We start from the raw sequence: 21,592 nt of genomic DNA on the forward strand, positions 1-21,592 counted from the left end.
AGGTGACGGCATGACGACCGACCTGCCGGGCGCGGTCTCGATCCGGGAGGTCGGACCGCGCGACGGCCTACAGAACGAGGAGGTGGTACCGACCGACGGCAAGGTACGCCTGCTCGACCTGCTCGGCACCACCGGCGTACGCCGGATCGAGGCGGTCTCCTTCGTGCACCCGAAGGCGATCCCGCAGATGGCCGACGCCGACGAGGTGTGGAGCCGGGCGAGGAAGGCGCCGGAGGTGCGCTATTCGGCGCTGGTGCCGAACTCGAAGGGCGCCCAGCGGGCCCTGGCCGCCGGCTTCACCGAGATCGAGGTGGTGGTCTCGGCCAGCGACACGCACAACCGGCGCAACGTCAACCGCTCCACCGCCGAGTCGCTGGACGACATCGCCGGGCTGATCTCGCTGTTGCACGATGCCGGGGCGACCGCCGAGGTGATCGTGGCGACCAGCTTCGGCTGCCCGTACGAGGGGGATGTCGACCCGTCCCGGGTGGCCGGCATCGTCAACCGGGTGGTGGCCGACGGGGCGGACCGGGTCGCCTTCGGTGACACCACCGGGATGGCCACCCCGCGCCGGGTCCGGGAACTCGTCACCGCGGTCCGGAACCGCCAGCCCGACATCCCGATGCTGCTGCACTTCCACAACACCCGGGGTACGGCGCTGGCGAACCTGCTGACCGCGCTCGAACTCGGCGTCACCGAGTACGACGCCAGCGTCGGCGGGCTCGGCGGCTGCCCGTACGCCCCGGGGGCGAGCGGGAACGTGGCCACCGAGGAGGTGGTGCACATGCTGCACGACATGGGCATCGAGACCGGTGTCGACCTGGACGCGCTGCTGGAGGTGGCGGCCTACGCCGAGCAGCTCGTCGGCCGGGAGCTGCCCTCCGGGGTGCTCCGGGCCGGCCCGCGCAGCAGACTGGCGGCGTAAGCAGCAGACTGGCGGCGTAACCGGAGTAACCACCGACGAACCGGGATAGGCTCGGCAAATGCGGATGATCAAGTACACCCACGCCTGCGTACGCCTGGAGGCGGACGGACGGTCACTGCTGATCGATCCGGGCATCTGGGCCGAGGCCGAGGCGCTGGACTCCGTCGACCACGTGCTGGTCACGCACGAGCATTTCGACCACCTCGACACCGAGCGGATCAGCGCGGCGGTGGCCACCAACCCGGCGCTGCGGATCTACACCCACGCGGACGTGGCCCGGCAACTGGCCGACCTCGGTCCGGCGGTGGTTCCGGTCGCCTCCGGTGACGAGTTCGACGCGGGCGGCTTCCGGGTGCGGGCGGTCGGTCGGGACCACGCCGAGATCTACCAGGGGCTGCCCGGAATTCCGAACCTCGGCTTCGTGGTCGACGTCGGGACGACGGGTGGCGGGCTCTACCACCCCGGCGACGCGTTCTTCGTACCCGATCTGCCGGTGGCGACCCTGCTGGTGCCGACCAGCGCGCCGTGGCTGAAGGTCGCCGAGTCGCTCGACTTCGTCCGGGCGGTCAAGCCCCGGCGGGCGTACTCGATCCACGACGCGGTGGTCAGCGAGCGCGGGGCGCCGATCGTGGACCGCTGGTTCGAGCAGAAGGCCGAGACCGAATACTCCCGGATCCCGCCCGGCCAGTCGGTGACCTTCGACTGACCCGCCCCCGCCCCGCCCCTGTCCCGCACCGCACCGCACTGCCCCATCAGTGTCGATGTGGACGGCGGGAGGGGCCGGCGGTTCCGCCGGCCCCTCCGTCACGTGCTGGTCCTCGTCCGGCAGTTCAGCCGATCGGGGCGAGCATCGTCGAGGGCCAGCTGTCCCGGAAGACCTGGCCACCGACGCTGTCGGCCCGGTCCGGCCCGACCCGGGTACCGGCGAAGAGCTGGGTGACCCGGCTGGCCTCGGCGCTGCTCGGGTACGGGTTGGTGCAGCTCGTGCCGGCGCTGCCACCCGACATCAGCAGTGCGCAGTTGCCGTTGTAGTTGTCCGGCAGCCCGAGGATGTGCCCGATCTCGTGACTCATGATCCGCAGCGGGCTGTACTGCTGCGCCTGCTGGGTGTCGATGTAGACCCGACCGTTGCCCAGACTGGTCCGGACCGCGTACGAGCCACCACCGGTGATCGAGTAGATCCGGAGGTTCGAGCCGCAGTTCGCCGTGAGGGTCAGGTTCGAGGTGGCGTTGTTCCAGATCGTGGCGGCCTGGCCGGCGACGCCGACGAAGCTGCCCGCCTGGCTGGTGTTGTAGCAGATGGTCATGGCGGCGGACGCGGGAGACGGGTTGGCCAGCGTGACGCCGAGGGTGGCACCTGCCGTCGCGACGACCGCGACCAGTAGCCGGCTGATTCGTGAGGTCATGACTCACTCTCCGATCCGGTGGGCGTAGGGGGTGCCAGCAGCCTAGTTATAGACAAATGTCAATTACAACATCCTGTCCGGATACGTGGTCGTTCGGTATGGCGGGCCGGTCGGGTGGCCCGGGGCTGACCGGATGCAGTAGCCTAACGATCGTTCAGGTCGGTTGGCGCGGGGTCACGGACCCCGGTCCGGACGAGGGGGTCGGCGTGACACTTGACGGTGCGGCGCTGGAGCGACTCGGCAAGCGGGTCCGAGCCGGCGGCGCGGAGAAATACCACGCCGCCAACGCGGCCAAGGGCAAGCTCTTCGCCCGGGAACGGATCGCGCTGCTGGTCGACGAGGGCTCCTTCGTCGAGGACGGGCTCCACGCGAACGCGCTCGCCGACGGGCTGCCCGCCGACGGCGTGGTCACCGGCCAGGCCAGCATCGACGGCCGACCCGTCTGCCTGATGGCCAACGACTCCACGGTCAAGGCCGGAAGCTGGGGCGCCCGTACGGTCGAGAAGATCATCCGGATCATCGAGCGGGCGTACGCCAACGGCCAGCCGATGGTCTATCTGGTCGACTCGGCCGGTGCCCGGATCACCGACCAGGTCGACCTCTTCCCCGGGCGCCGTGGCGCCGGAAAGATCTTCTGGAACCAGGTACGCGCCTCCGGCTCGATCCCGCAGGTCTGCGCGCTGTTCGGGCCGAGCGCGGCCGGCGGGGCGTACATTCCGGCGTTCTGCGACGTGGTGGCGATGGTGGACGGCAACGCCAGCATGTATCTCGGCTCCGACCGGATGGTCGAGATGGTCACCGGGGAGAAGACCACGCTGGAGGAGATGGGCGGGGCCCGGGTGCACTGCGCCGAGTCCGGCGTCGGGCACTTCCTCTGCAAGACCGAGGCGGACGCGCTCGACGTGGTCCGGCGCTACCTGTCGTACCTGCCGGCGAACTGGACGTCTCCGCCGCCCGCCGCGCCGGCCGTCGCCGCCCCCGAGAAGGTCGACCTGGCCGGGCTGGTACCGGCGAGCGAGCGACAGGCGTTCGACATGCGCCGGTACGTCAAGGGCCTGCTCGACGCCGACTCCTTCCTGGAGATCCAGGCGCTCTGGGCCAAGGAGCTGACGATCGGCTTCGGCCGGCTGGACGGCCAGGTCGTCGGCGTGGTGGCGAACAACTCGATGTTCAAGGGCGGCGTGCTCTTCGTCGACTCGGCCGACAAGGCGACCCGGTTCGTGCAGCTCTGCGACGCCTTCAACGTGCCGCTGCTCTTCCTCTCCGACGTGCCCGGGTTCATGGTCGGTACGGCGGTGGAGAAGCAGGGCATCATCCGGCACGGCGCCAAGATGATCACGGCGATCAGCGAGGCGACCGTACCGAAGATCTGCGTGGTGGTCCGCAAGGCGTACGGTGCCGGGCTCTACGCGATGGCCGGTCCCGGCTTCGAGCCGGACGCCACGATCGCGCTGCCCACCGCGAAGATCGCGGTGATGGGCGCCGAGGCGGCGGTGAACGCCGTCTACGCCAACAAGATCGCCGCGATCGAGGACCCGGACGAGCGGGCGGCCTTCGTCGCGGAGCGGCGCGCCGACTACGAGCAGGACATCGACATCGTCCGGCTGGCCAGCGAGCTGGTCGTGGACGCGATCGTCGAGCCGGCCGACCTGCGGACCGAACTGGTCCGGCGGTTCGCCGCCGCCCGACACAAGGACCGCACGTTCTCCCGCCGACGGCACGGCGTCACACCCGTCTAGCAGCCCGACCCCCCCGGGCCCGACGTTCCGCCCGTCGCGGATCCCGGAACCCGGAACCCGGAACCCGGAACGCAGAACCCGGAACCCGGAACGCAGAACCCGGAACGCAGAACCCGGAACCGGAACGCGGAACCGGAACGCGGAACCGTCCACCCCGCAGCAGCAGCCCCGCCCGTAGCGCCACAAGCGTTTCCGGCGGACCGACCCGATGGAGGAACCCATGGACTTCCGGCTCAGCGAGGAATACGAGGCGCTGCGATCGAGCGTACGGTCCTTCGCTCGCGAGGTCGTCGCACCGGTCATCGCCGAACACTACGAGCGGCACACCTTCCCGTACGAGATCGTCGCGCAGATGGGCAAGATGGGCCTGTTCGGCCTGCCGTTCCCGGAGGAGCACGGCGGGATGGGCGGCGACTACTTCGCGCTCTGCCTCGCCCTGGAGGAACTGGCCCGGGTCGACTCCAGTGTGGCGATCACCCTGGAGGCGGCGGTCTCGCTCGGCGCGATGCCGATCTACCGGTTCGGCACCGCCGAGCAGCGCGCCCGGTGGCTGCCGAAGCTGGTCACCGGCGAGGCGCTGGCCGGGTTCGGGCTGACCGAGCCGGGCTTCGGCTCCGACGCGGGCGGCACCGCCACCCGGGCGGTACTGGACGGCGACGAGTGGGTGATCAACGGCTCGAAGGCGTTCATCACCAACTCCGGTACCGAGATCACCGCCCTGGTCACGGTCACCGCGGTCACCGGCACCAACCCGGACGGCTCCAAGGAACTCTCCACCATCATCGTGCCGTCCGGTACGCCGGGCTTCACCGTCGCGCCGGGCTACTCGAAGGTCGGCTGGTGCGCCTCGGACACCCACGAGCTGACCTTCGACGACTGCCGGGTGCCGGCGGAGAACCTGCTCGGCCAGCGCGGCCGGGGCTTCGCCCAGTTCCTGCGGATCCTCGACGAGGGGCGGATCGCCATCGCGGCGCTCTCGGTCGGCCTCGCCCAGGGCTGCGTCGACGAGTCCGTCCGGTACGCCAAGGACCGGCACGCCTTCGGCCAGCCGATCGGCAACTTCCAAGCCATCCAGTTCAAGATCGCTGACATGGAACGGCGGGCGCACACCTCCCGGCTGGCGTACTACGACGCGGCGGCCCGGATGCTGGCCGGCGAGGACTTCAAGCGGCACGCCGCCATCGCCAAGTTGCACGCCAGCGAGTGCGCGGTGGACAACGCCCGGGAGGCCACCCAGATCCACGGCGGGTACGGGTTCATGAACGAGTTCGCGGTGGCCCGGTTCTGGCGGGACTCGAAGATCCTGGAGATCGGCGAGGGTACCTCCGAGGTGCAGCGGATGATCATCGCCCGCGACCTGGGACTGTAGCCGGGAATGCTCCGGCCGGCCGACTCAGGCTCGCTCGGCCGGCCGGTCAACCCGGGGCACCTTGCCGAGCTGTCGACCTGCCGAGCTGCTGCCCGGTCGCCGAGACTCCCCGCTCAGTCGGTGGCGGTCAGCTCGGCCAGGGCACGGACGGTCTTCCAGTTCCGGGTGGTCGAGGCGACCGCGAGCCGCTTCTCCAGGTAGGCGTTGCTGAACCTGCTCCGGCCGTACCCGTCCGGGTAGTGCAGGTAGAGGTCCCGGCCGGTGCCGGCGAAGCTGAACTCGGAGGTCTCGCCGCCCGGCACGGACAGCTCGGCCGCCCGGTCGGCGTCGGGCGGCTCGGCGAGGAACGCCACCAGCAACTTGACCTCGTCCGGCTCGGCGGGTGCGTACGGGTTGCCGCCGGTCAGCTCCGCCAACTCCGGTCCGGAACGGACCAGTACCGCCACGTCCATGCTCAACCGGTCGGCGAGGGCCCGCCGGATGTCGCCGGCCAGCCGTTCCGGATCGGCGTCCCCGTCCCCGTCCCCGTCCCCGTCCCCGTCCCCCGCCCCGGCTCCGAAGACGACGTTCCCGCTCTGTAGGTAGGTCTTGACGTCGTGATGGCCGAGGTCGGTGACGATCCGGCGCAGGTCGGCCATGCCGATCCGGTTGTACGAGCCGAGGTTGACGCCACGGAGCAGTGCCGCGTACCGACCCATCCCGCCTCCTCGGTCGACCCTGCCCGCCGGTGAGCAGCCTATCCCCGCCCTGTTGGTGCCTTGGGAATGTCTAGAGGTGCCCGGAGAGATGGGACGCGCCGGTGATCATCGTTGCGCATACTTCGCGGATGACGACGGAATCTGACGCCCCGCTCGCGGTCGCGGTCGGCGGGGACGACCCGGAGTTGTCCAAGCGGCTCAACGCGGAGCTGAGTGCGTTCAACAACCGGGCGACCGGCGCCGCCGACGAGGCCGACCTCTCGGTCCGGCTGACCGACGGGGCGGGTGAGCTGGTCGGCGGCCTGACCGGCTGGACCTGGGGCGGCTGCGGCGGGATCAGCATGCTCTGGGTCCGCGAGGAGCACCGGCGGCACGGCTGGGGCGGCCGGCTGCTGCGGGCCGCCGAGGACGCGGCGCGGCGGCGCGGCTGTGACCGAATGATCGTCTCGTCCTTCGAGTTCCAGGCACCGCCGTTCTACCGCCGGCACGGCTACGTCCAGGTCGGCCGCAGCGAGGGCTTTCCCGGCGGGTACGCCGACCTGCACTTCATCAAGCGGTTGGACGGCTCGGAACCCCGGTCGCGGGTACGGGTGGTCGTGCTGCTCGACGTCCCCGAGGAGCACCTGACCGCCTTCGGCCGCTACGAGGACCGGGTACTGCCGCTGCTGGCCGAGCACGGCGGCCGGCTGGAGCAGCGGCTGCGTACCGGGGACGGCCGGACCGAGGTGCACCTGCTGTCGTTCACCGGGCGGGACGGGTACCAGTCCTATCTGGACGATCCGCGCCGGGCGGCGTACCGGGACGAGGAGCTGCCGGGCGTCGCGCTCGCCGGCCGGGTCCTGGAGGTCTCCGAGGTCGACCCGGCGGCCCGTCCGACGCACTAGCCGGACCCCGGGTCAGCGGCCGTTCTGTCAGCGGCCGTCCCGTCAGCGGCCGTCCCGTCAGCGGCCGTCCCGGCGGCGGGCGGCCCGGCGCCGCTGGAGGAGCAGGAGCACGAGAAGGGTACCGACCAGGATCACCGGGGCGACCGTGCCGAGCAGCCAGTCGGTGCGGAAGCCCCGCTCCGGACGTACCCGGGTGGCGCCGCCCGCCGCCGACGAGACCTGGTTCCGGGAGTCGGCCTGAGCCGGCGGGACGAGCTGGCCGACGGTCGCGTCGGCGGGCAGCCCGAATCCCCAGTCGAGCAGCGCCGCGCCCTGCTGCCAGCCGGGTGCCGGCTGCGACTCCGCGCCGAGCAGGGTGACCAGCAGGGTACGCCCGTTCCGCTCGGCCGCCCCGACGAAGCTGTGCCGGGCCAGGTCGGTGTAGCCGGTCTTGCCGCCCAGCGCACCCGGATAGCGGTGCAGGAGCTGGTTGTCGTTCCAGATCGGGTAACCCTTGGTGTTGTTCGCCGCCTGCGCCGGCACCTCCGCCATCTTCGCGCCGGCGTACCGCCGGAAGTCGGCGTGCGCGAAGCAGGCGCGGGCGATCAGCGCCAGGTCGTACGCGCTGGTGTACTGCCCAGGTCCGTCCAGTCCGGACGGTGTGGCAGCGTGCGTCTGGTACGCGCCGAGCCGGGCCGCCTCGGCGTTCATCGCCGCGACCCCGCCGGCCTGGCCACCGATCCCCCCGCCGAGCCGGGCCAGCACGTTCGCCGCGTCGTTGCCGGAGTTGAGCATCAGGCCGAGCCAGAGCGTCTCGACCGAGTACCGGCCGCCGCGTACCAGCCCCACCGCCGAGCTGCCCGGCTCGAAGTCGAGATCCGACTCGGTCACCTCGATGATCTGGTGCGGGTCGAGGTGTGGCAGCACCGCCGCCGCCAGCAGCAGCTTCTGCACACTCGCCGGTACGCCGTACTCGTGCGGGCCGCAGCCGCCGAGTACCGCGCCGCTGGTCAGATCGGCGACCAGCCACGAGGTGGCGGTGACCTCGGGAGGCTCGGCGACGCCGGACGTGGTGACCAGACCGGCGGTGGCCAGCGCCGGACCGCCGACCGCTGCCCTTGCCGGGTCGAGTGGTGGCGGGGCGGGGTGGGTCGGCCGGGCCACCGGCGGGTTCGGCGCCGGACAGGGCCGGGACGGCGTACCCGCTCGGGCCTGGGCCGGAGTTCTCGCCATCGCGGCTCCGGGTGCGCCGGCCATTGTCACCGACGGCAGCACCAGGACGGCGCTGGCTACTCTGAGTATGAGCAAACCTCGCGTCATACTCCGGAGAGTAACTTCCGTCATCCGTACGGGTGGCAGATTCGGATATCGGGCCGCCACGCCCGGCGAGGTACCTCGGGCGCTGGTATACCGTCGGTATACTTCCGCCGTGGACACGACGATCAAGGTGGACGCGGTGGTCCGGGACCGGCTCGCCACGATCGCACGGGAGCGGGGCATGACCGTGCGGGATCTGGTCGCCGAGCTGTCCAACGGCACACCGACCGCCGCCGAGCTGCGGGAACGCGCGGCCAGCGCGGCCCGATACCTGCGCTCACGGATCGGTGTCGACCTCGACGGTGACGACGTCTCCGCCGGTGAAGACTTCTGGCGGGACGTCGAGTCGGGAGCCGTACCGTCCACTCTCGACCGCGCCGCCTCGTCCGACGATCCGCGAGCGTGACCGCTCCGCTCGCGGCGGCGGTCGTCTTCGACCACACCGCCCTGCTCGCGCTCGGCGCCGGCCACCGGCTGCTCTCCGGCCTGGTCGCGGCGGCGCACCAGGAGGCGGGGCGGCACATCTACGTCCCCGCACTCTGCCTGGCGGCGGCCTCGGCCGACCGTCCGGCGCTCGGTGAGCACGTCGGGGCGCTACCGGCGATGGAGGTCGTCGAACTCGGCTATTCGGCGGCGACCATGGTCGGACGGCTCGTCGCCGGTGCGGTGGACTGGCGGACCGCACACGCGGTCGTCGTCGCGTGGCCGGATGCCGAGTGGCCGACCGGCCGCTCCGTGCTCACCGGACATCCCGACGTCTACCGGCGACGCGGCCTGACCGCGATCGAGCTACCCCCACCCCGCTGACCAACCGCGAGGTGGCTTGCCCGGCTGCCATGATTCTTGGCGAGTTGTGGCGCGTGGCGAACCACAACTCGCCAAGAATCATGCTGCGTTTTGCTGGTTGGCGCGGGTGAGTAGTAGGGCTAGGCAGGCGATGGTGACGCAGATGGTCATGCCCAGGAACAGCGCAATGGCGTTGTTCCGTCCGCCGAGGCCCATCAGTGGGGCGGCCACGGCGGCCAGTACGCCCTGAAGGGTGCCGAGCACCGCCGACCCGCTGCCGGCCGCCTTCGGTACGCGTTGGATCGCGAGCGCGGTCGCGTTCCCCATGATCATGCCCAGTCCGACGAAGAAGGGCAGCAGTGCGACCGCCACCGCCCGGTCGAGCTGGCCGGCGAGGGTGGCGGCGAGCAGGCCGCCGGTGGTGGCCAGCATGATGGCCAGGCCGATCCGGAGCAGGATCGCCGGTGAGGCGCCCCGGCCGACGACCCGGGCGTTGACCGCGCTGCTCAGGGTGGCGAGCAACGCGCCGGCGGCGAAGGCGACGGCGGCCTGCCGGACGGAGAGGCCCAGGACGTACTGGAGGAAGAAGGGCGAGGCGGCGATGTAGCAGAACAGCGCCGCGAACCCGAAGCCGAACGCGAAGGTGTAGCCGAGATAGACCCGGTCGGTCAGCAACGACCGCGCGGTGGCCAGGGTGGCGCGCAACCCGCCGGCATGCCGGCGCTCCGGCGGCAGACTTTCGGGTACGCCGACCAGCGCGACCAGCAGCGTGAGCAGCAGTCCGACCGCGAGGGTGTACCACACCGCGCGCCAGCCGGCGGCACTGGTCACCACGCCGCCGATCAGCGGTGCGGTGATCGGGGCGATGCCGCTGAGCGCCATCAGGATGCCGAACATCCGGGCGGCGGCCGGCCCCTGGGCGGTGTCGGAGATGACGGCCCGACCGACCACCACTCCGGCTGCCGCACTGAATCCCATCACGAACCGGAGTGCGGTGAGGGTCTCCAGGGTCGGGGCAAAGGCGCAGGCTGCGGCGGAGGCTGCGCAGACCGCCGTACCGGCGAGGATCAGCAGCCGGCGGCCGTACCGGTCGGAGAGCGGGCCGAGCACGAGTTGACCGAGTGCCAGCCCGATCACGAACGCGGTGAGGGTGAGTTGGACCCCGGAGGGATCGGTGCGGAACTCGTCGGCGATCCGGGGGAAGGCCGGCAGGTACATGTCGATGCCCATCGGTGGCACGAAGGCCAGCAGCACCAGGGCGGGAAGCAGCAGCCGGGGCCGCCTGACCGGCGGCTCCTCCGACTCCGACTCCGACTCCGACTCGGGCTGCTCGGCGAGGCCGGAGCGCTCGGCGGGCTCGGGCGGCTCGGGCGGCTCAGGCTGCTCGGCGGGAGACGGCGGGCTGGACTCTTCGCTTCGCGAGGGGGCGGAAGTCACCACGGCAAATTACTATACCTATATAACTATGTCTAGCGTTATCCTCGTGAAGTGAAACGAGTGATCGTGGCGGACGAGACGGTCCTCCGGCAGGCGAGGACACTCGTACCGGTTCTGTACCAACTGAGCCGGGTGATGCGGATGCAAGGCGTCGACGAGGCCGGGCTGGGCCAGTTGCCGCCCTCCGAGCTGGAGGTGCTCCGGTACGTCGCCGACGCCCCCGGCGTCTCGGTGAGCACCCTCGCCCGTGACCTCGGCCTGCACGCCAGCAACGTCAGCGCGACCGTCCGCGCCCTGGTGGCCCGCAACCTGGTACGCCGCGAGCCCGACCCGAACGACCGGCGGGCCGTACGACTGCACGCGACGCTCGACGCGGCGCACGGCTCGGCCCGGATCGAGGACGCCTGGGCCCGGATCTTCGCCGACGCGATGGCCGACATCAGCGACGAGCAGCGGGCCGAGCTGGCCGACGCCGCTCCAGCACTCGGCGCCCTCGCCGAACGCCTCCGCGCCCGCCGTGCCTCCGAACGAGGCTGACCGCGCCCGCCGCGCCTCCGAACGAGGCTGACCGCGCCCGCCGCGGCACAGAACGCGGCTGACCAGGCCGGCTGCGCCATCGAACGCGGCTGACCGGTCCGGTCGTGCCACCGAGCGCGGCTGGCCGCTCCCCGCGAGTGGGACCCGTCCCGACCGGACCCGACACACCGGACAGTCAGTTCTGACCGGATAGCGGCTGACGGTTGACTGCTCAGGGTGTTTGCATGTGCGCCGAGGGCGACGAGCAGGCGTCGCGCCGGGGAGGTTCGGGGCATGTTCGCTGCGTTCGGGCGGTCGCTGTGGCGATGGCGCTGGCCGGTACTGGTCGGCTGGCTGGGACTCGTGCTGGCCGGAGCCACCCTCGGCGGGCAGGTCTTCGACCGGCTGGTCGACACCGACAACCTCCGCCCGGACGCCGAGTCGCAGCGGGCCGACCGCCGGGTCGCCGAACTCCTCCCCGAGGGCCCGACCGTGGTCGCGATCGTCCGGGACCGGGACCCGTACGACCCGGCGCTGGTGGCCAGCGTCAACCGGGTACGCACCGACGTGCGGGCCGTACCGGGGGTGAAGGAGGTCGAGGACCTCTACAACGCGGCGGGTGGCCGGATCGGCGCCGACAACCGCAGCACGCTGGTCCGGGTCGAGTTGGCCGACGGGCTGCCGACGGCCGAGCGGGAGGCCGCCGAGGACCGGGTCGCCGCCCTGCTGCGCGGCATCGACGCCCCGCAGGTACTGGTCGGCGGCGAGGAGTTGGCCGAGCGGGCCTTCGCCGAACAGGCGATCGACGACGCGGCCGTCGGAGAGTCGATCGCGCTCGGAGTACTCCTGGTGGCGCTGGTGGTGATCCTCGGCGGCCTGCTGGTCGGGGTGCTTCCGCTGCTCGCCGCGCTCGCCGCCGTCGCGGTGACCCTGCTCGGCCTCTACGGCCTGACCGCCGTCACCGGAGTCGGCGAGTTCACCGTCAACGTGGTCACGCTGCTCGGCATCGGCCTGACCGTGGACTACGCGCTGCTGCTGATCGCCCGGTTCCGCGAGGAACGCGGCGACGGATCGGAGCCCGCCGATCCCAGCGATACCGGCGATCCCAGCCATCCCGTCGAGGCGCTGGCTCGGACGATGGCGACCGCCGGTCGTACCGTGTTGATCTCCGGTCTGGCGGTCGCGGCGGCGATGGTCGGCCTCTACGCGTTCGCCGAGCCGCTGCTCGCCGCGATGGCCCTGGGCGGCGCGCTCGCGGTGGCGCTGGCCACCCTCGCCGGGCTGACCCTGCTGCCGGCGCTGATCGCCGTCGCGCACCGGCACGTCCCGGCACCCGGTGCCCGGACCTGGGTGCGCCGGGCCCTGGCCACCGCCACCCGCCCGCTCCCCCGGATCGTCCCGACCCGCCCGGGATCAACGACCCGATCGGGTACGCCGGCCGCCGACCCCGGCCCGCTCGGCCGGCTCGCCGGGTACGCACAGCGCAAGCCCGGCCCGGTGGCGTTCGGCGTCTCCGCCGCTCTGCTGTTGCTCGCCCTGCCGTTCCTGGCCGGCGCCAATCTGGCCAACTCCGATGCCCGGGCGCTGCCCCGGTCGATGGAGGCCCGGCAGGTGCACGACGTACTGCTGCGCGACTTCGAGGCGGGCCGGGCCACCCCGGTCACCGTCGTCGTGGAGGCGGACCCGGCCAGTGCCGAGGTGCGGGACCTGATGAACCAGCTCAACACCCTGCCCCAGGTGATCCGGATGCAGCCCCGCCCCGACGTGCCGGGTCCGGCGGTGGTGATCGACCTGACCCCGCGTGGCGCGACCGGCGGCCCCGAGTCCCGTGACCTGGTACGCGCGGTCCGCGCCCTCGACCAGCCACTGCCACTGCTGGTCGGCGGGCCCGCCGCCGAGGTGGTCGACTACCGGTCCTCGCTCGCCGACCGGCTCCCGTACGCCGCACTCGTGTTGCTGCTGGTCACCACCGGGCTGCTCTTCGTACTCACCGGTTCGCTGGTCATCCCGGTCAAGGCGCTGGTGATGAACGTGCTGACCCTGCTCGCCACGCTCGGCGTACTGGTGGTGGTCTTCCAGTGGGGTGTGGGGGCTGCCCTGCTCGGAGTGGAGTCCTGGGGGGCGATCGACCTCACCACCCCGGTACTGCTCTTCGTCTTCGTCTTCGGACTGTCGATGGACTACGAGGTGTTCCTGTTGGCCCGGATCCGCGAGGAGTGGCGCCGCCGGTCGGGTCTGCGTACCCCGGCGGCCCGTACCCGGGCCGGGCAGCGGGCGGTGTTGGCCGGGATCACCCGTACCGGCCCGGTGGTGACCTCGGCGGCGGTCTGCATCACCATCGTCTTCCTGGGTTTCCTGCTCGGCGACCTGACCGCCGTCAAGGAGATCGGCTTCGGCATGGCAGTGGCCGTACTGCTCGACGTCACGGTGGTCCGTGGATTGCTGATGCCGGCGGTGATGAGTCTGCTCGGCGAGTGGAACTGGTGGGCGCCGGCCCCGCTGCGCCGGCTGCACCAGCGGTTCTCCGGCGACTCGGAGCGGCCGGCCGGCGCACCGGTTCCGCCCGCTCCGGTACCCGCTTCGGCGACCTGGGCCGGGGTGGCGCCGACGGCACCACGCCCTGAAAGACCGACTTCCACCGCGCCCTGAAGGACCGGTTTCCCGCACGCCTGAAGGCTGGCCTCCGTCACGTCTGAAGGGCTGGTTTGTGGCGAACCGTGAGGGTTCGGTTACGGGCCGGATCGCCCCATCAGTGATCTGTCGGATATCTATGTCCTCTTCCGTCGGTAGCGCGACGTATCTATGCCCGGGCCGTACCCGGCTGCGTAGTCTTCCTGCCCATGACTCCGGATCATGGCTCTGACCGGGTTCCGGGTGGCTTCGCCGAGTTGCTCCGTCGGTGCCGGCTGGCGGCCGGGCTGACCCAGGCCGAACTCGCCGAACGGGCCGCCGTCGGGATCCGTACAGTCCGTGACCTCGAACGGGGGCGGGCGTCCCGGCCACAGCGGACGACCGTCGAGCTGCTCGCCGCCGCGCTCGGTCTGGCCGGGCAGGACCGGGCTGACTTCGTCGCGCTGGCCCGGGGCCAGGCCGGGCCGGTGCTGGAGGTGGGCAGCCTCGCGGTGCCGACGTCCTGGCGCCTGCCGGCGCGCGGCTTCGGGCTGCCGGATCCGGGTGAGCTGATCGGCCGGGACCGGGACGTGGCCGACCTGGCCGCGATGCTGACCGAGCAGCCGAGGGTGGCGCGCGGGGTGGTCAGCCTGGTCGGCCTCGCCGGAGTCGGCAAGACCGGGCTGGCCCTCAAGGTCGCCCGCGAGGTGACCGACGACTTTCCCGGCGGTGCCAGCGGGATCGTGATGATCGAGGGTTCCACCGAGGGCGACTTCCTGTCGGTCGTCGCCACGGTCTTCGGCGTCGGCCGGGCCAGTGACCTCGCCGGCCGGTTCTCGGACGCGCCTTCGTTGCTGCTGGTGGACGCAGTCGAGCGGGCACCCGGTGCGGCTGCCGAGGGGCTGAACCGGCTCGCCGAGATCGCGCCGACGCTGCGGGTGCTGACCACCGGCCGGCACCCGGTCGGGCTCTCCGGCGAACGGGTCCGCCCGGTCACCCCGCTGGAGGTGCCGCCGGCCGACGTCCCGGCCGAGCTCGCGGCGGTGGCGGACTATCCGGCCGTCGCGCTGCTGCTCGCCCGGCTGCGCCAGATCGGCCGCGAGCCCCCGCAGCCCGACGAGGTGGTCGCGCTCGTCGAGCTGGTACGCCGGCTCGGCGGACTGCCCCTCGCCATCGAGCTGGCCGCCGCGCACGGCCGGGTACTCAACCTGCCCGAACTCCTCGACCGGTACGGCAACCGCCTGCTCGACCTCGGTGCTCCATCGGTGGCCCGTGAGGCGGTGGTGACGCTGCGGGACGCGGTGGCGGCGAGTTACCGTCTGCTCGACGCCGACGAGCGTGCCGCGCTGCGCCGCCTCTCGGTGCTGCGCAACCGCTGGTCGGTGGAGCTGGCCGAGGCGATGCTCGCCCCCGAACCGGCCCCGTCCGACGCTCCGACCTCGCCCGCTGACCCGGAGTTCACCGACGGCGACGCGCCACCCGGCGACGGGAGCGATGCCGCGCTTCTCCGGGATCGTGGTCACGGTGCCGGCCACGATCCGGTCGGCCCGGTCGATCCGGTCCGGTTGCTGGACCGTCTGCTGGCACACGGGATGATCGGCGCCAGGGGCACCGGACCGCTCCGGTTCCGGGTACTGGACGTGGTGCGGGACTTCGCCGCCGAACGCGCCACCGCCAACGGCGAACTCGCCGGGATCCGCCGACGACACGCGTCGGTATTCGCCGGGCTGGCCGCCCGGGTCGCGCCAGATCTGGCCGGCGCGCGGCTCGTCGAGGCGGTCGGCCGGCTCGACGAGGTGGCCGGTGACCTGTGGACCGCCCTGGCGTACTCGGCGAACGACGATCCGCAGACCGCGCTGCGGCTGGCCGGGTACCTCGCCCGCTGGTGGCGCTACCGGGGGCGGGACGTGGCCGGCCGGCAGTGGCTGCGCCGGCTGCTGGACGATCCGCGTACCGCTGACGCCGAACCGGCGGCCCGGGCGTGGGCTCAGGTCGGTGTCGCGCAACTCGCCCAGGAGCACGGTGCCGGGCCGCAGGAGTTGCCGGCGGCCGAGGCGGCGGTGGCGGCGTTCCAACGGCTGGCCGACGTACCCGGTGAACTGGCGGCCCGGAACGTGCTCTGTGGACTGTGGACCGCGATCGGCGGCCACGACGAGGCGCGGAAGCACGGCGAGGCGGCCCTGGAGCTGGCCACCCGTACCGGACGGATCCGGGACATGGCGGTGGCGCAGAACAATCTGACCTGGCACGAGATCCGGGTCGGCGACCTGGCCGCAGCCCGACGCCGGCTGGCGGCGGTGGACCGGCTCGCCGGAGAGTGTGGCGAGGAGCGGCTCCGGGTGCTGGCCCGGGCGAACCTGGCCGAGGTGGCCCGCCTGGAGGGCCGGTACGCGGACGCGGTCCGGCACGGTCGTCGGGTGGTGGCGGCACTGGCCGACCTCGGTGACCCGGGGCACCGTCGGCGGGTACTCGGCACGGTCGCTCTGGCGCTCGCCCAGGACGGCCGGATCGACGAGGCGACGGCGGTACTCGCCGAGTTGCGTGCCCGGAAGGCGGGTGACGGGACCGGCCCGGTCGAGTGGGAGCCCGGGGGTTCCCGGACGGACGAGACCGCTCCCCGGGGCGACGGGATCTGTGCCCTGATCGAGGCGAGCCTGGCGGTGCAGCGGGGCGACCGGGAGTGGGCGGCCGAGTGGTACGCGGCGGCCGTGCGGGCCTGCGAAGGGTCCCGTGACCTGCGGGACGTGGCCGAGGCGCTGGTCGGGCTGGTGGCGAGCACCGACGACCCGGCGGCCCGGGAGGCGGCGGTCAAGCGCCTCGACCAGGTGTGCCGGGAGGGCGGGATCGTCCTGCTGCCTCGGGAGCGGGCGCTGGTCGACGCGGCGGACGTTGCCCGGGCCGAGCCGGACGTGGAGCGGACCGAGCCGGACGTGGAACGGGCCGAGAGCTGACTGCCTGGGCGGCTCTTCCGCCACACCCTGGATCCCCGGCCGGCTCCTTCACCAGTTCGGGGCCGCGTCGGCTTCTGCCACCGGGACCGCGTCGCCTGGGCGGTGGCGCGGCTTTCGCCACTGGGGCCGTGGCGCGAGCGGGACAGCCCCCCGACAGAGCCCCTCACTGATACCCGCCCGCGCCACGTCCCCAGAGCCCCCCGGCTGCCTGAAGGTTAACCAGCAGCAGGCGCCCGTTTTTTCCGATTAATGGATGAACTGGCGATACGTGCGTGACTTCTGCCGGTCTTTCTGCCGGTGGTCCCTGGAGGTATCCGTCGTCCCCTCCGGGGTGATAAGCAGGATCCGTGGCGATTGTCGGCACTCCGTGCCCGGAGTTCAACAGGCAGTGTTCGCCCCGGCGGCGGCGCCGGTGCTGCCGGCGGTGGCCCCGGGATGGACCGCGTCCCGGACGATCCGCAGCGAGTCGAGCAGGCTCGCCAGGTCGGCCGGTTCGAGTTGACCGATGAACCAGTCCTGGATGAGCTGGATGTGGCCGGGGAGCGTCTCGTCGAGCCGTGCCATGCCGGACTCCGTCACCACCGCGTACGCGCTGCGCCGGTCCGAGGGGCAGGCGCGGCGGCCGAGCAGGCCGTCCCGCTCCATCCGGTCGACGACCCGGGTCACGCCGCTGGTGGAGAGCGAGGTCTGCGCCGCGAGATCGGTCATCCGGAGTTGGTGCTCGGGCGAGCGGGCCAGCCGCATCAGGACCTCGAACTCCACCGTCGACAGCCCGTGCTCCTCGAACTGGGCGGCAAATCTGGCGGCGAGCCCGGCGTACACCTCCATCACCAGCCCCACGGCCGTGATCCGGGCGTCGTCGTAGAGGTTCTTGGTCACGCCGCCATCGTAGCAGTCGTTGACACAGGGAATATTGCTACGACTATAGTTGCTCCGTCAGTCATCGGCTATACAACCTATTCCTGGGAAGGCATACCATGACCAGCAGCGCCGAGCCCGCCACCACCCGTACGTGGGAAGGGCTGACGATCCCCACCGCCGGCACCTACCTGCTCGACCAGGCGCACAAGCGCGTCGGGTTCGTGGCCCGGCACATGATGGTGAGCAAGGTCCGCGGCCAGTTCCGCGAGGCGGAGGCGACGGTCACCGTCTCCGAGAACCCGCTGGAGTCCGCGGTGACCGCGACCATCCAGGCCGGCAGCATCGACACCGGCCAGACCGACCGGGACAACCACCTGCGCAGCGGTGACTTCCTGGAGTCGGAGAAGTACCCGACCCTGGAGTTCCGCAGCACCGGGGTCAAGTCGCACAGCGGCAACGAGTTCGTGCTCACCGGTGACCTCACGATCAAGGACGTCACCAAGCAGGTCGACCTGGAGGTCGAGTTCGAGGGCGCCGGCCGCAGCCCGTTCGGCCAGGACATCTTCGGCTTCACCGCGACCACCGAGATCGACCGCGAGGAGTTCGGGCTGACCTGGAACGTCGCGCTGGAGACCGGCGGCGTACTGGTCGGCAAGAAGATCAAGATTGAGATCGAGGGCGAGGCCATCCGCCAGGGCTGACTTCCGCCGCCCGACCGCGGGTCGGGTCGAGACGAGGATGCCCCGGTCGCCGATCAGATGGTGACCGGGGCGCCTCATTGGGTAATCCGCCCGGTGGAGAGAGCAGCTCGATCGTGTGCGATGGTGGACGCAGCGCTGCCGTTCGCTCACCCTGGGCCGGCGGGCGCCGTGGCTGTGGCCATGTGTGCGCGGCGCTCCTACGGTAATGATCCGGACGCGCTTCCGCTGGACACGGCCCTGCGGAACTGCGCAGACAGCGCCTCGCGGCGGGAGGGTTGATGGGCCAGGACGTGTCGGAGGTCCCCTTCACCCGGGAGGACCGGATCCGATACCGCCAGAAGGTACGCCGCTGTCTGGACGTCTTCGCGCTCATGCTGGACGACTTCGGCTTCGACGCCGACCGGCCGACCACCGGCCTGGAGATCGAACTGAACCTGGTGGACGCGAACGCCGAGCCGGCGATGCGCAACGCGGAGGTGCTGGACAATCTCGCCGACCCGAGCTTCCAGACCGAGCTGGGCCAGTTCAACCTGGAACTCAACGCCCGGCCCCGGCTGATCGAGGGAGCCGGCTTCGCCGACTACGAGCAGGACCTGCGGGCCAGCCTCGGCCGGGCGGAGGAGTTGGCGGTCAAGTCCGACGCCAACATCATCCTGATCGGCATCCTGCCCACCCTCACCCCCCGGCACCTGGTCCGGGACAACCTCTCCAGCAACGAGCGCTACCAGGTGCTCAACGACCAGATCGTCGCCGCCCGGGGCGAGGACATCGAACTGGACATCCGGGGCGTCGAGCGGTTGCAGACCCACACCGACTCGATCGTCTCCGAGGCCGCCTGCACCAGTCTCCAGTTCCACCTCCAGGTCGCGCCGGACAGCTTCGCCGACTACTGGAACGCCTCGCAGGCGATCGCCGGAGTCCAGGTCGCGCTCGGCGCCAACTCGCCGTTCCTGCACGGCCGGCAGCTCTGGGCCGAGACCCGGGTCGCCCTCTTCGAGCAGGCCACCGACACCCGGCCGGACGAACTCAAGGCCCAGGGGGTACGCCCCCGGGTCTGGTTCGGCGAGCGGTGGATCACCTCGATCTTCGACCTCTTCGAGGAGAACGTCCGATACTTCCCGCCGCTGCTGCCGATCTGCGACGACGAGGACCCGGTCGAGGTGCTGCACAACGGCGGCATTCCCCGCCTACCCGAACTGCGGCTGCACAACGGCACCGTCTACCGGTGGAACCGGCCGGTCTACGACATCATGAACGGCCGCCCGCACCTGCGGGTGGAGAACCGGGTACTCCCGGCCGGGCCGACCGTGCTCGACATGCTGGCCAACGCCGCCTTCTACTTCGGGCTGGCCCGTGACCTGGCCGAGGGCGAACGGCCGATCTGGAGTCAACTGACGTTCAGCGCGGCCGAGGAGAACTTCCACTCGGCTTCCCGGCGCGGAATCGACGCCCACGTCGCCTGGCCCCGGCTCGGTGAGGTGAAGGTGACCGAGCTGGTACTCGACGTACTGCTGCCGAGGGCGGCGGCCGGGCTGGACCGGTTCGGGGTCGGTGCCGACCACCGGGACCGGCTGCTCGGCATCATCGAGCAGCGCTGCCGTACCGGCCGCAACGGGGCGGTGTGGCAGGTCGAGGCGGTGCAGTCCGCCGAACGTGGTCGAGGGATGGACCGGTCCCAGGCCCTGCACCACATGCTGCGCCGGTACGGCGAACTCCAGCGGACCGCCCAGCCCGTGCACACCTGGCCGGTCGACTGACTCCGCGTGTCGGCGTACCACCCGCTTGACGACCTCGACGAGCACGGCGACCACAGAGCGGCCACCGTCAGCGGGAGCGGCGACCCAACCGGCCCAGCCTGCCCTTCAGACCGCCCCCGGCGACCGGCTCGGCGGACTCCTCCGGCCCGGTCGCCCCGTCGGTGGCACCCTCCGGCTTGGCGCCGACCGGCGCGGGTACGCCGTCGGACCCGGAGTCCTGGCGCTGGGCGGGGGCGGCGGCGGTCGACGGTACCCCGGAGGTGTCGGCCTGGTCGGCGCCGCGCCGCGCCTTGCGGCCGGGCTGACCCGGCAGCCGCGCGGATCGGCCGGCACCGCCCGACGGACCGCTCCCAGGATCGCCGCTGCGGTCGGTTTCCTGCCCAGGGTCGGTGGACGGGACGGGGGCGTCGATCGGCCGGGCCTTCCGGTCGGCCTTCCCCGACCGGGTGCCCGTGCCGGGCGGTGGGGTCGCCGGGCTGCCGCCGGCGGCCGGTGGTGCGTCCGTCCCGGTCCCGGGCGGGAGCGGCACGGCGGGGGAGTCGACGGATTCCGCCCGTCGGGCCATCGTCTCCGATCGCTGTGCCAGCGCCGCCACCAGCGCGGACCCGGCGAGACCGGCGACCACCGCGTACGGTGCCATCAGGTGCGCCGACACCTGCTCGGGACGGATGCCCACCAGCCGGGGTGCGGCGAGGAAGTAGGCGATCGCCACCAGCAACGGCCCGCTGATGCCGGAGATGGCGGCACCGACCCGGGCCGCCGGCCGGCGGGCCGCCGAGCGGGCGGCGAGCGCACCGATCAGCAGCGCCGAACCGAGCGACAGCGCGGCACCGGGCCAGTAGAAGTATTCGCGGAACCAGAAGCGTTCGCCGTCGGAGGTCAACTGCCAGACCCCGAGCTGGGCGGCGGAGAGCCCGCGCCCGGAGAGTACGCCGTCGACGACCGCGATCACCGCGAGTGCCCAGAGCCAGCAGACCGTACCGAGCACGTTGCTGGCGACCGCCGGTGACGAGATCGCCCAGAGCGCCGCCACCAGCCCGAGCAGGATGCCGAGGATGGCGTAGCCGGCCGCGACGGTCTGTGGCGCGGAGGTGTCGGCCCGTACCGCCGCCCGGGCGGGTACGGCGACCAGCACCACGGTGACCAACGCGCCGATCGCACTGGAGACGGCGAGCGCGGCCCGCCACAGGAAGGTGGCCAGGGTCGGCGGCGGATCCCCGGCGCGGCCGGCGGAACGTCGGCCACCTCCGCCGAGCCGGTGCGCGCAGACCGCACCGGCGACGGTCGAGGTGGCGGCTATCCAGGCGGCCCAGGTGAGGCTGGCGACCCAGGCCGCCTCGCTCGTGCCGCCGGCCGACGGCAGCCAGGCGATGATGCCGAGCCCGTAGCCGAAGCCCAGTTGAGCGGCGCCGGCGCCGGCGGCAACGCCGACCGCCGTCGCGACGGATCCTCCCCAGCCTCGTGCGGCCATGCGGGGCAGCGTAGCGTCCATCCGGCGCTGGGGGCGAGCCGCGAACCGGGGGCAGTCGCACCGACACGAACCGTGGCCGGTTGCGCTCCGAGGGCCGGGCCACCGATGCTGTCGGGCAACACACTTCCACCGGGCGGGTCGGAACAACGGCGTGGCTTTCGTACGCCGGATGGTGAGGCAGGGTC

General features: G+C 72.1%; 18 protein-coding genes. 12 read left to right on the forward strand and 6 right to left on the reverse strand.

All coding sequences use genetic code 11. The features are described 5' to 3' along the window. The first annotated feature begins 22 nt into the window (after positions 1 to 22). Complete coding sequence (locus Pma05_RS23210; protein ID WP_203859678.1) at positions 23 to 925, forward strand: hydroxymethylglutaryl-CoA lyase; 903 nt, start codon at positions 23 to 25, stop codon at positions 923 to 925. A gap of 58 nt (positions 926 to 983) precedes the next feature. After that, entirely contained in the window at positions 984 to 1,631 is a 648-nt protein-coding gene (locus tag Pma05_RS23215; protein WP_203859574.1) for an MBL fold metallo-hydrolase, read from the forward strand. 124 nt (positions 1,632 to 1,755) lie between these two features. On the opposite strand, the gene Pma05_RS23220 is transcribed toward Pma05_RS23215, so the two are convergent. Further along, the gene (locus Pma05_RS23220) at positions 1,756 to 2,331 is read right to left on the reverse strand and encodes a snapalysin family zinc-dependent metalloprotease (RefSeq protein ID WP_203859575.1); all 576 of its coding nucleotides are present in this window, start codon (positions 2,329 to 2,331) and stop codon (positions 1,756 to 1,758) included. Positions 2,332 to 2,537: 206 nt separating this feature from the next. Between Pma05_RS23220 and Pma05_RS23225 the strand changes: the two genes are divergently transcribed. Together Pma05_RS23225 and Pma05_RS23230 are read left to right on the forward strand one after the other, a co-directional pair. Then, on the forward strand, positions 2,538 to 4,070 hold the full coding sequence (locus Pma05_RS23225; RefSeq protein WP_203859576.1) for an acyl-CoA carboxylase subunit beta: 1,533 nt from the start codon (positions 2,538 to 2,540) through the stop codon (positions 4,068 to 4,070). A 220-nt stretch (positions 4,071 to 4,290) separates the two neighbouring features. Then, positions 4,291 to 5,439 carry an acyl-CoA dehydrogenase family protein gene (locus Pma05_RS23230; RefSeq protein ID WP_203859577.1) on the forward strand — a complete coding sequence of 383 codons (1,149 nt, stop codon included), beginning with the start codon at positions 4,291 to 4,293 and terminating at the stop codon, positions 5,437 to 5,439. Between the two features lie 113 nt (positions 5,440 to 5,552). Here Pma05_RS23230 and Pma05_RS23235 read toward each other — a convergent pair whose 3' ends face one another. Beyond that, entirely contained in the window at positions 5,553 to 6,137 is a 585-nt protein-coding gene (locus Pma05_RS23235) for a DUF1697 domain-containing protein (protein WP_203859578.1), read from the reverse strand. 128 nt (positions 6,138 to 6,265) lie between these two features. Between Pma05_RS23235 and Pma05_RS23240 the strand changes: the two genes are divergently transcribed. Then, positions 6,266 to 7,021, forward strand: coding sequence for a GNAT family N-acetyltransferase (locus tag Pma05_RS23240; protein ID WP_203859579.1), 756 nt, complete (start codon positions 6,266 to 6,268; stop codon positions 7,019 to 7,021). A gap of 57 nt (positions 7,022 to 7,078) precedes the next feature. Here Pma05_RS23240 and Pma05_RS23245 read toward each other — a convergent pair whose 3' ends face one another. Next, positions 7,079 to 8,320, reverse strand: coding sequence for a D-alanyl-D-alanine carboxypeptidase family protein (locus Pma05_RS23245; protein ID WP_372441538.1), 1,242 nt, complete (start codon positions 8,318 to 8,320; stop codon positions 7,079 to 7,081). A 109-nt stretch (positions 8,321 to 8,429) separates the two neighbouring features. Here Pma05_RS23245 and Pma05_RS23250 point away from each other — a divergent pair, with 109 nt between their 5' ends. Then, on the forward strand, positions 8,430 to 8,723 hold the full coding sequence (locus Pma05_RS23250) for a cupin domain-containing protein (RefSeq protein ID WP_203859581.1): 294 nt from the start codon (positions 8,430 to 8,432) through the stop codon (positions 8,721 to 8,723). Next, positions 8,720 to 9,124, forward strand: coding sequence for a PIN domain-containing protein (locus tag Pma05_RS23255; RefSeq protein ID WP_203859582.1), 405 nt, complete (start codon positions 8,720 to 8,722; stop codon positions 9,122 to 9,124). Before Pma05_RS23250 ends, Pma05_RS23255 begins: the two co-directional genes overlap by 4 nt. A gap of 78 nt (positions 9,125 to 9,202) precedes the next feature. On the opposite strand, the gene Pma05_RS23260 is transcribed toward Pma05_RS23255, so the two are convergent. Continuing rightward, positions 9,203 to 10,543 carry a multidrug effflux MFS transporter gene (locus Pma05_RS23260; protein WP_203859583.1) on the reverse strand — a complete coding sequence of 447 codons (1,341 nt, stop codon included), beginning with the start codon at positions 10,541 to 10,543 and terminating at the stop codon, positions 9,203 to 9,205. 48 nt (positions 10,544 to 10,591) lie between these two features. Here Pma05_RS23260 and Pma05_RS23265 point away from each other — a divergent pair, with 48 nt between their 5' ends. The 3 genes from Pma05_RS23265 (at position 10,592) to Pma05_RS23275 (ending at position 16,617) form a co-directional block, all read left to right on the forward strand. After that, complete coding sequence (locus Pma05_RS23265; protein ID WP_203859584.1) at positions 10,592 to 11,077, forward strand: MarR family winged helix-turn-helix transcriptional regulator; 486 nt, start codon at positions 10,592 to 10,594, stop codon at positions 11,075 to 11,077. 273 nt (positions 11,078 to 11,350) lie between these two features. Next, positions 11,351 to 13,705 carry an MMPL family transporter gene (locus tag Pma05_RS23270; RefSeq protein WP_203859585.1) on the forward strand — a complete coding sequence of 785 codons (2,355 nt, stop codon included), beginning with the start codon at positions 11,351 to 11,353 and terminating at the stop codon, positions 13,703 to 13,705. A gap of 191 nt (positions 13,706 to 13,896) precedes the next feature. Further along, positions 13,897 to 16,617, forward strand: coding sequence for an ATP-binding protein (locus Pma05_RS23275; protein WP_203859586.1), 2,721 nt, complete (start codon positions 13,897 to 13,899; stop codon positions 16,615 to 16,617). Positions 16,618 to 16,995: 378 nt separating this feature from the next. On the opposite strand, the gene Pma05_RS23280 is transcribed toward Pma05_RS23275, so the two are convergent. Next, the gene (locus tag Pma05_RS23280) at positions 16,996 to 17,445 is read right to left on the reverse strand and encodes a MarR family winged helix-turn-helix transcriptional regulator (protein WP_372441542.1); all 450 of its coding nucleotides are present in this window, start codon (positions 17,443 to 17,445) and stop codon (positions 16,996 to 16,998) included. Positions 17,446 to 17,594: 149 nt separating this feature from the next. Between Pma05_RS23280 and Pma05_RS23285 the strand changes: the two genes are divergently transcribed. Both Pma05_RS23285 and Pma05_RS23290 read left to right on the forward strand, forming a co-directional pair. Further along, entirely contained in the window at positions 17,595 to 18,179 is a 585-nt protein-coding gene (locus tag Pma05_RS23285) for a YceI family protein (RefSeq protein WP_203859588.1), read from the forward strand. A 278-nt stretch (positions 18,180 to 18,457) separates the two neighbouring features. Further along, a complete protein-coding gene (locus tag Pma05_RS23290) occupies positions 18,458 to 19,936 on the forward strand; it encodes a glutamate-cysteine ligase family protein (RefSeq protein ID WP_203859589.1) in 1,479 nt (492 codons plus the stop codon). A gap of 67 nt (positions 19,937 to 20,003) precedes the next feature. Here the strand turns inward: Pma05_RS23290 and Pma05_RS23295 are convergent, their stop codons facing one another. Next, complete coding sequence (locus tag Pma05_RS23295; protein ID WP_203859590.1) at positions 20,004 to 21,407, reverse strand: hypothetical protein; 1,404 nt, start codon at positions 21,405 to 21,407, stop codon at positions 20,004 to 20,006. Positions 21,408 to 21,592 lie beyond the last annotated feature (185 nt).

The sequence above is a fragment of the Plantactinospora mayteni genome (genome assembly GCF_016862935.1).
Taxonomy (GTDB): Bacteria; Actinomycetota; Actinomycetes; order Mycobacteriales; family Micromonosporaceae; genus Plantactinospora; species Plantactinospora mayteni.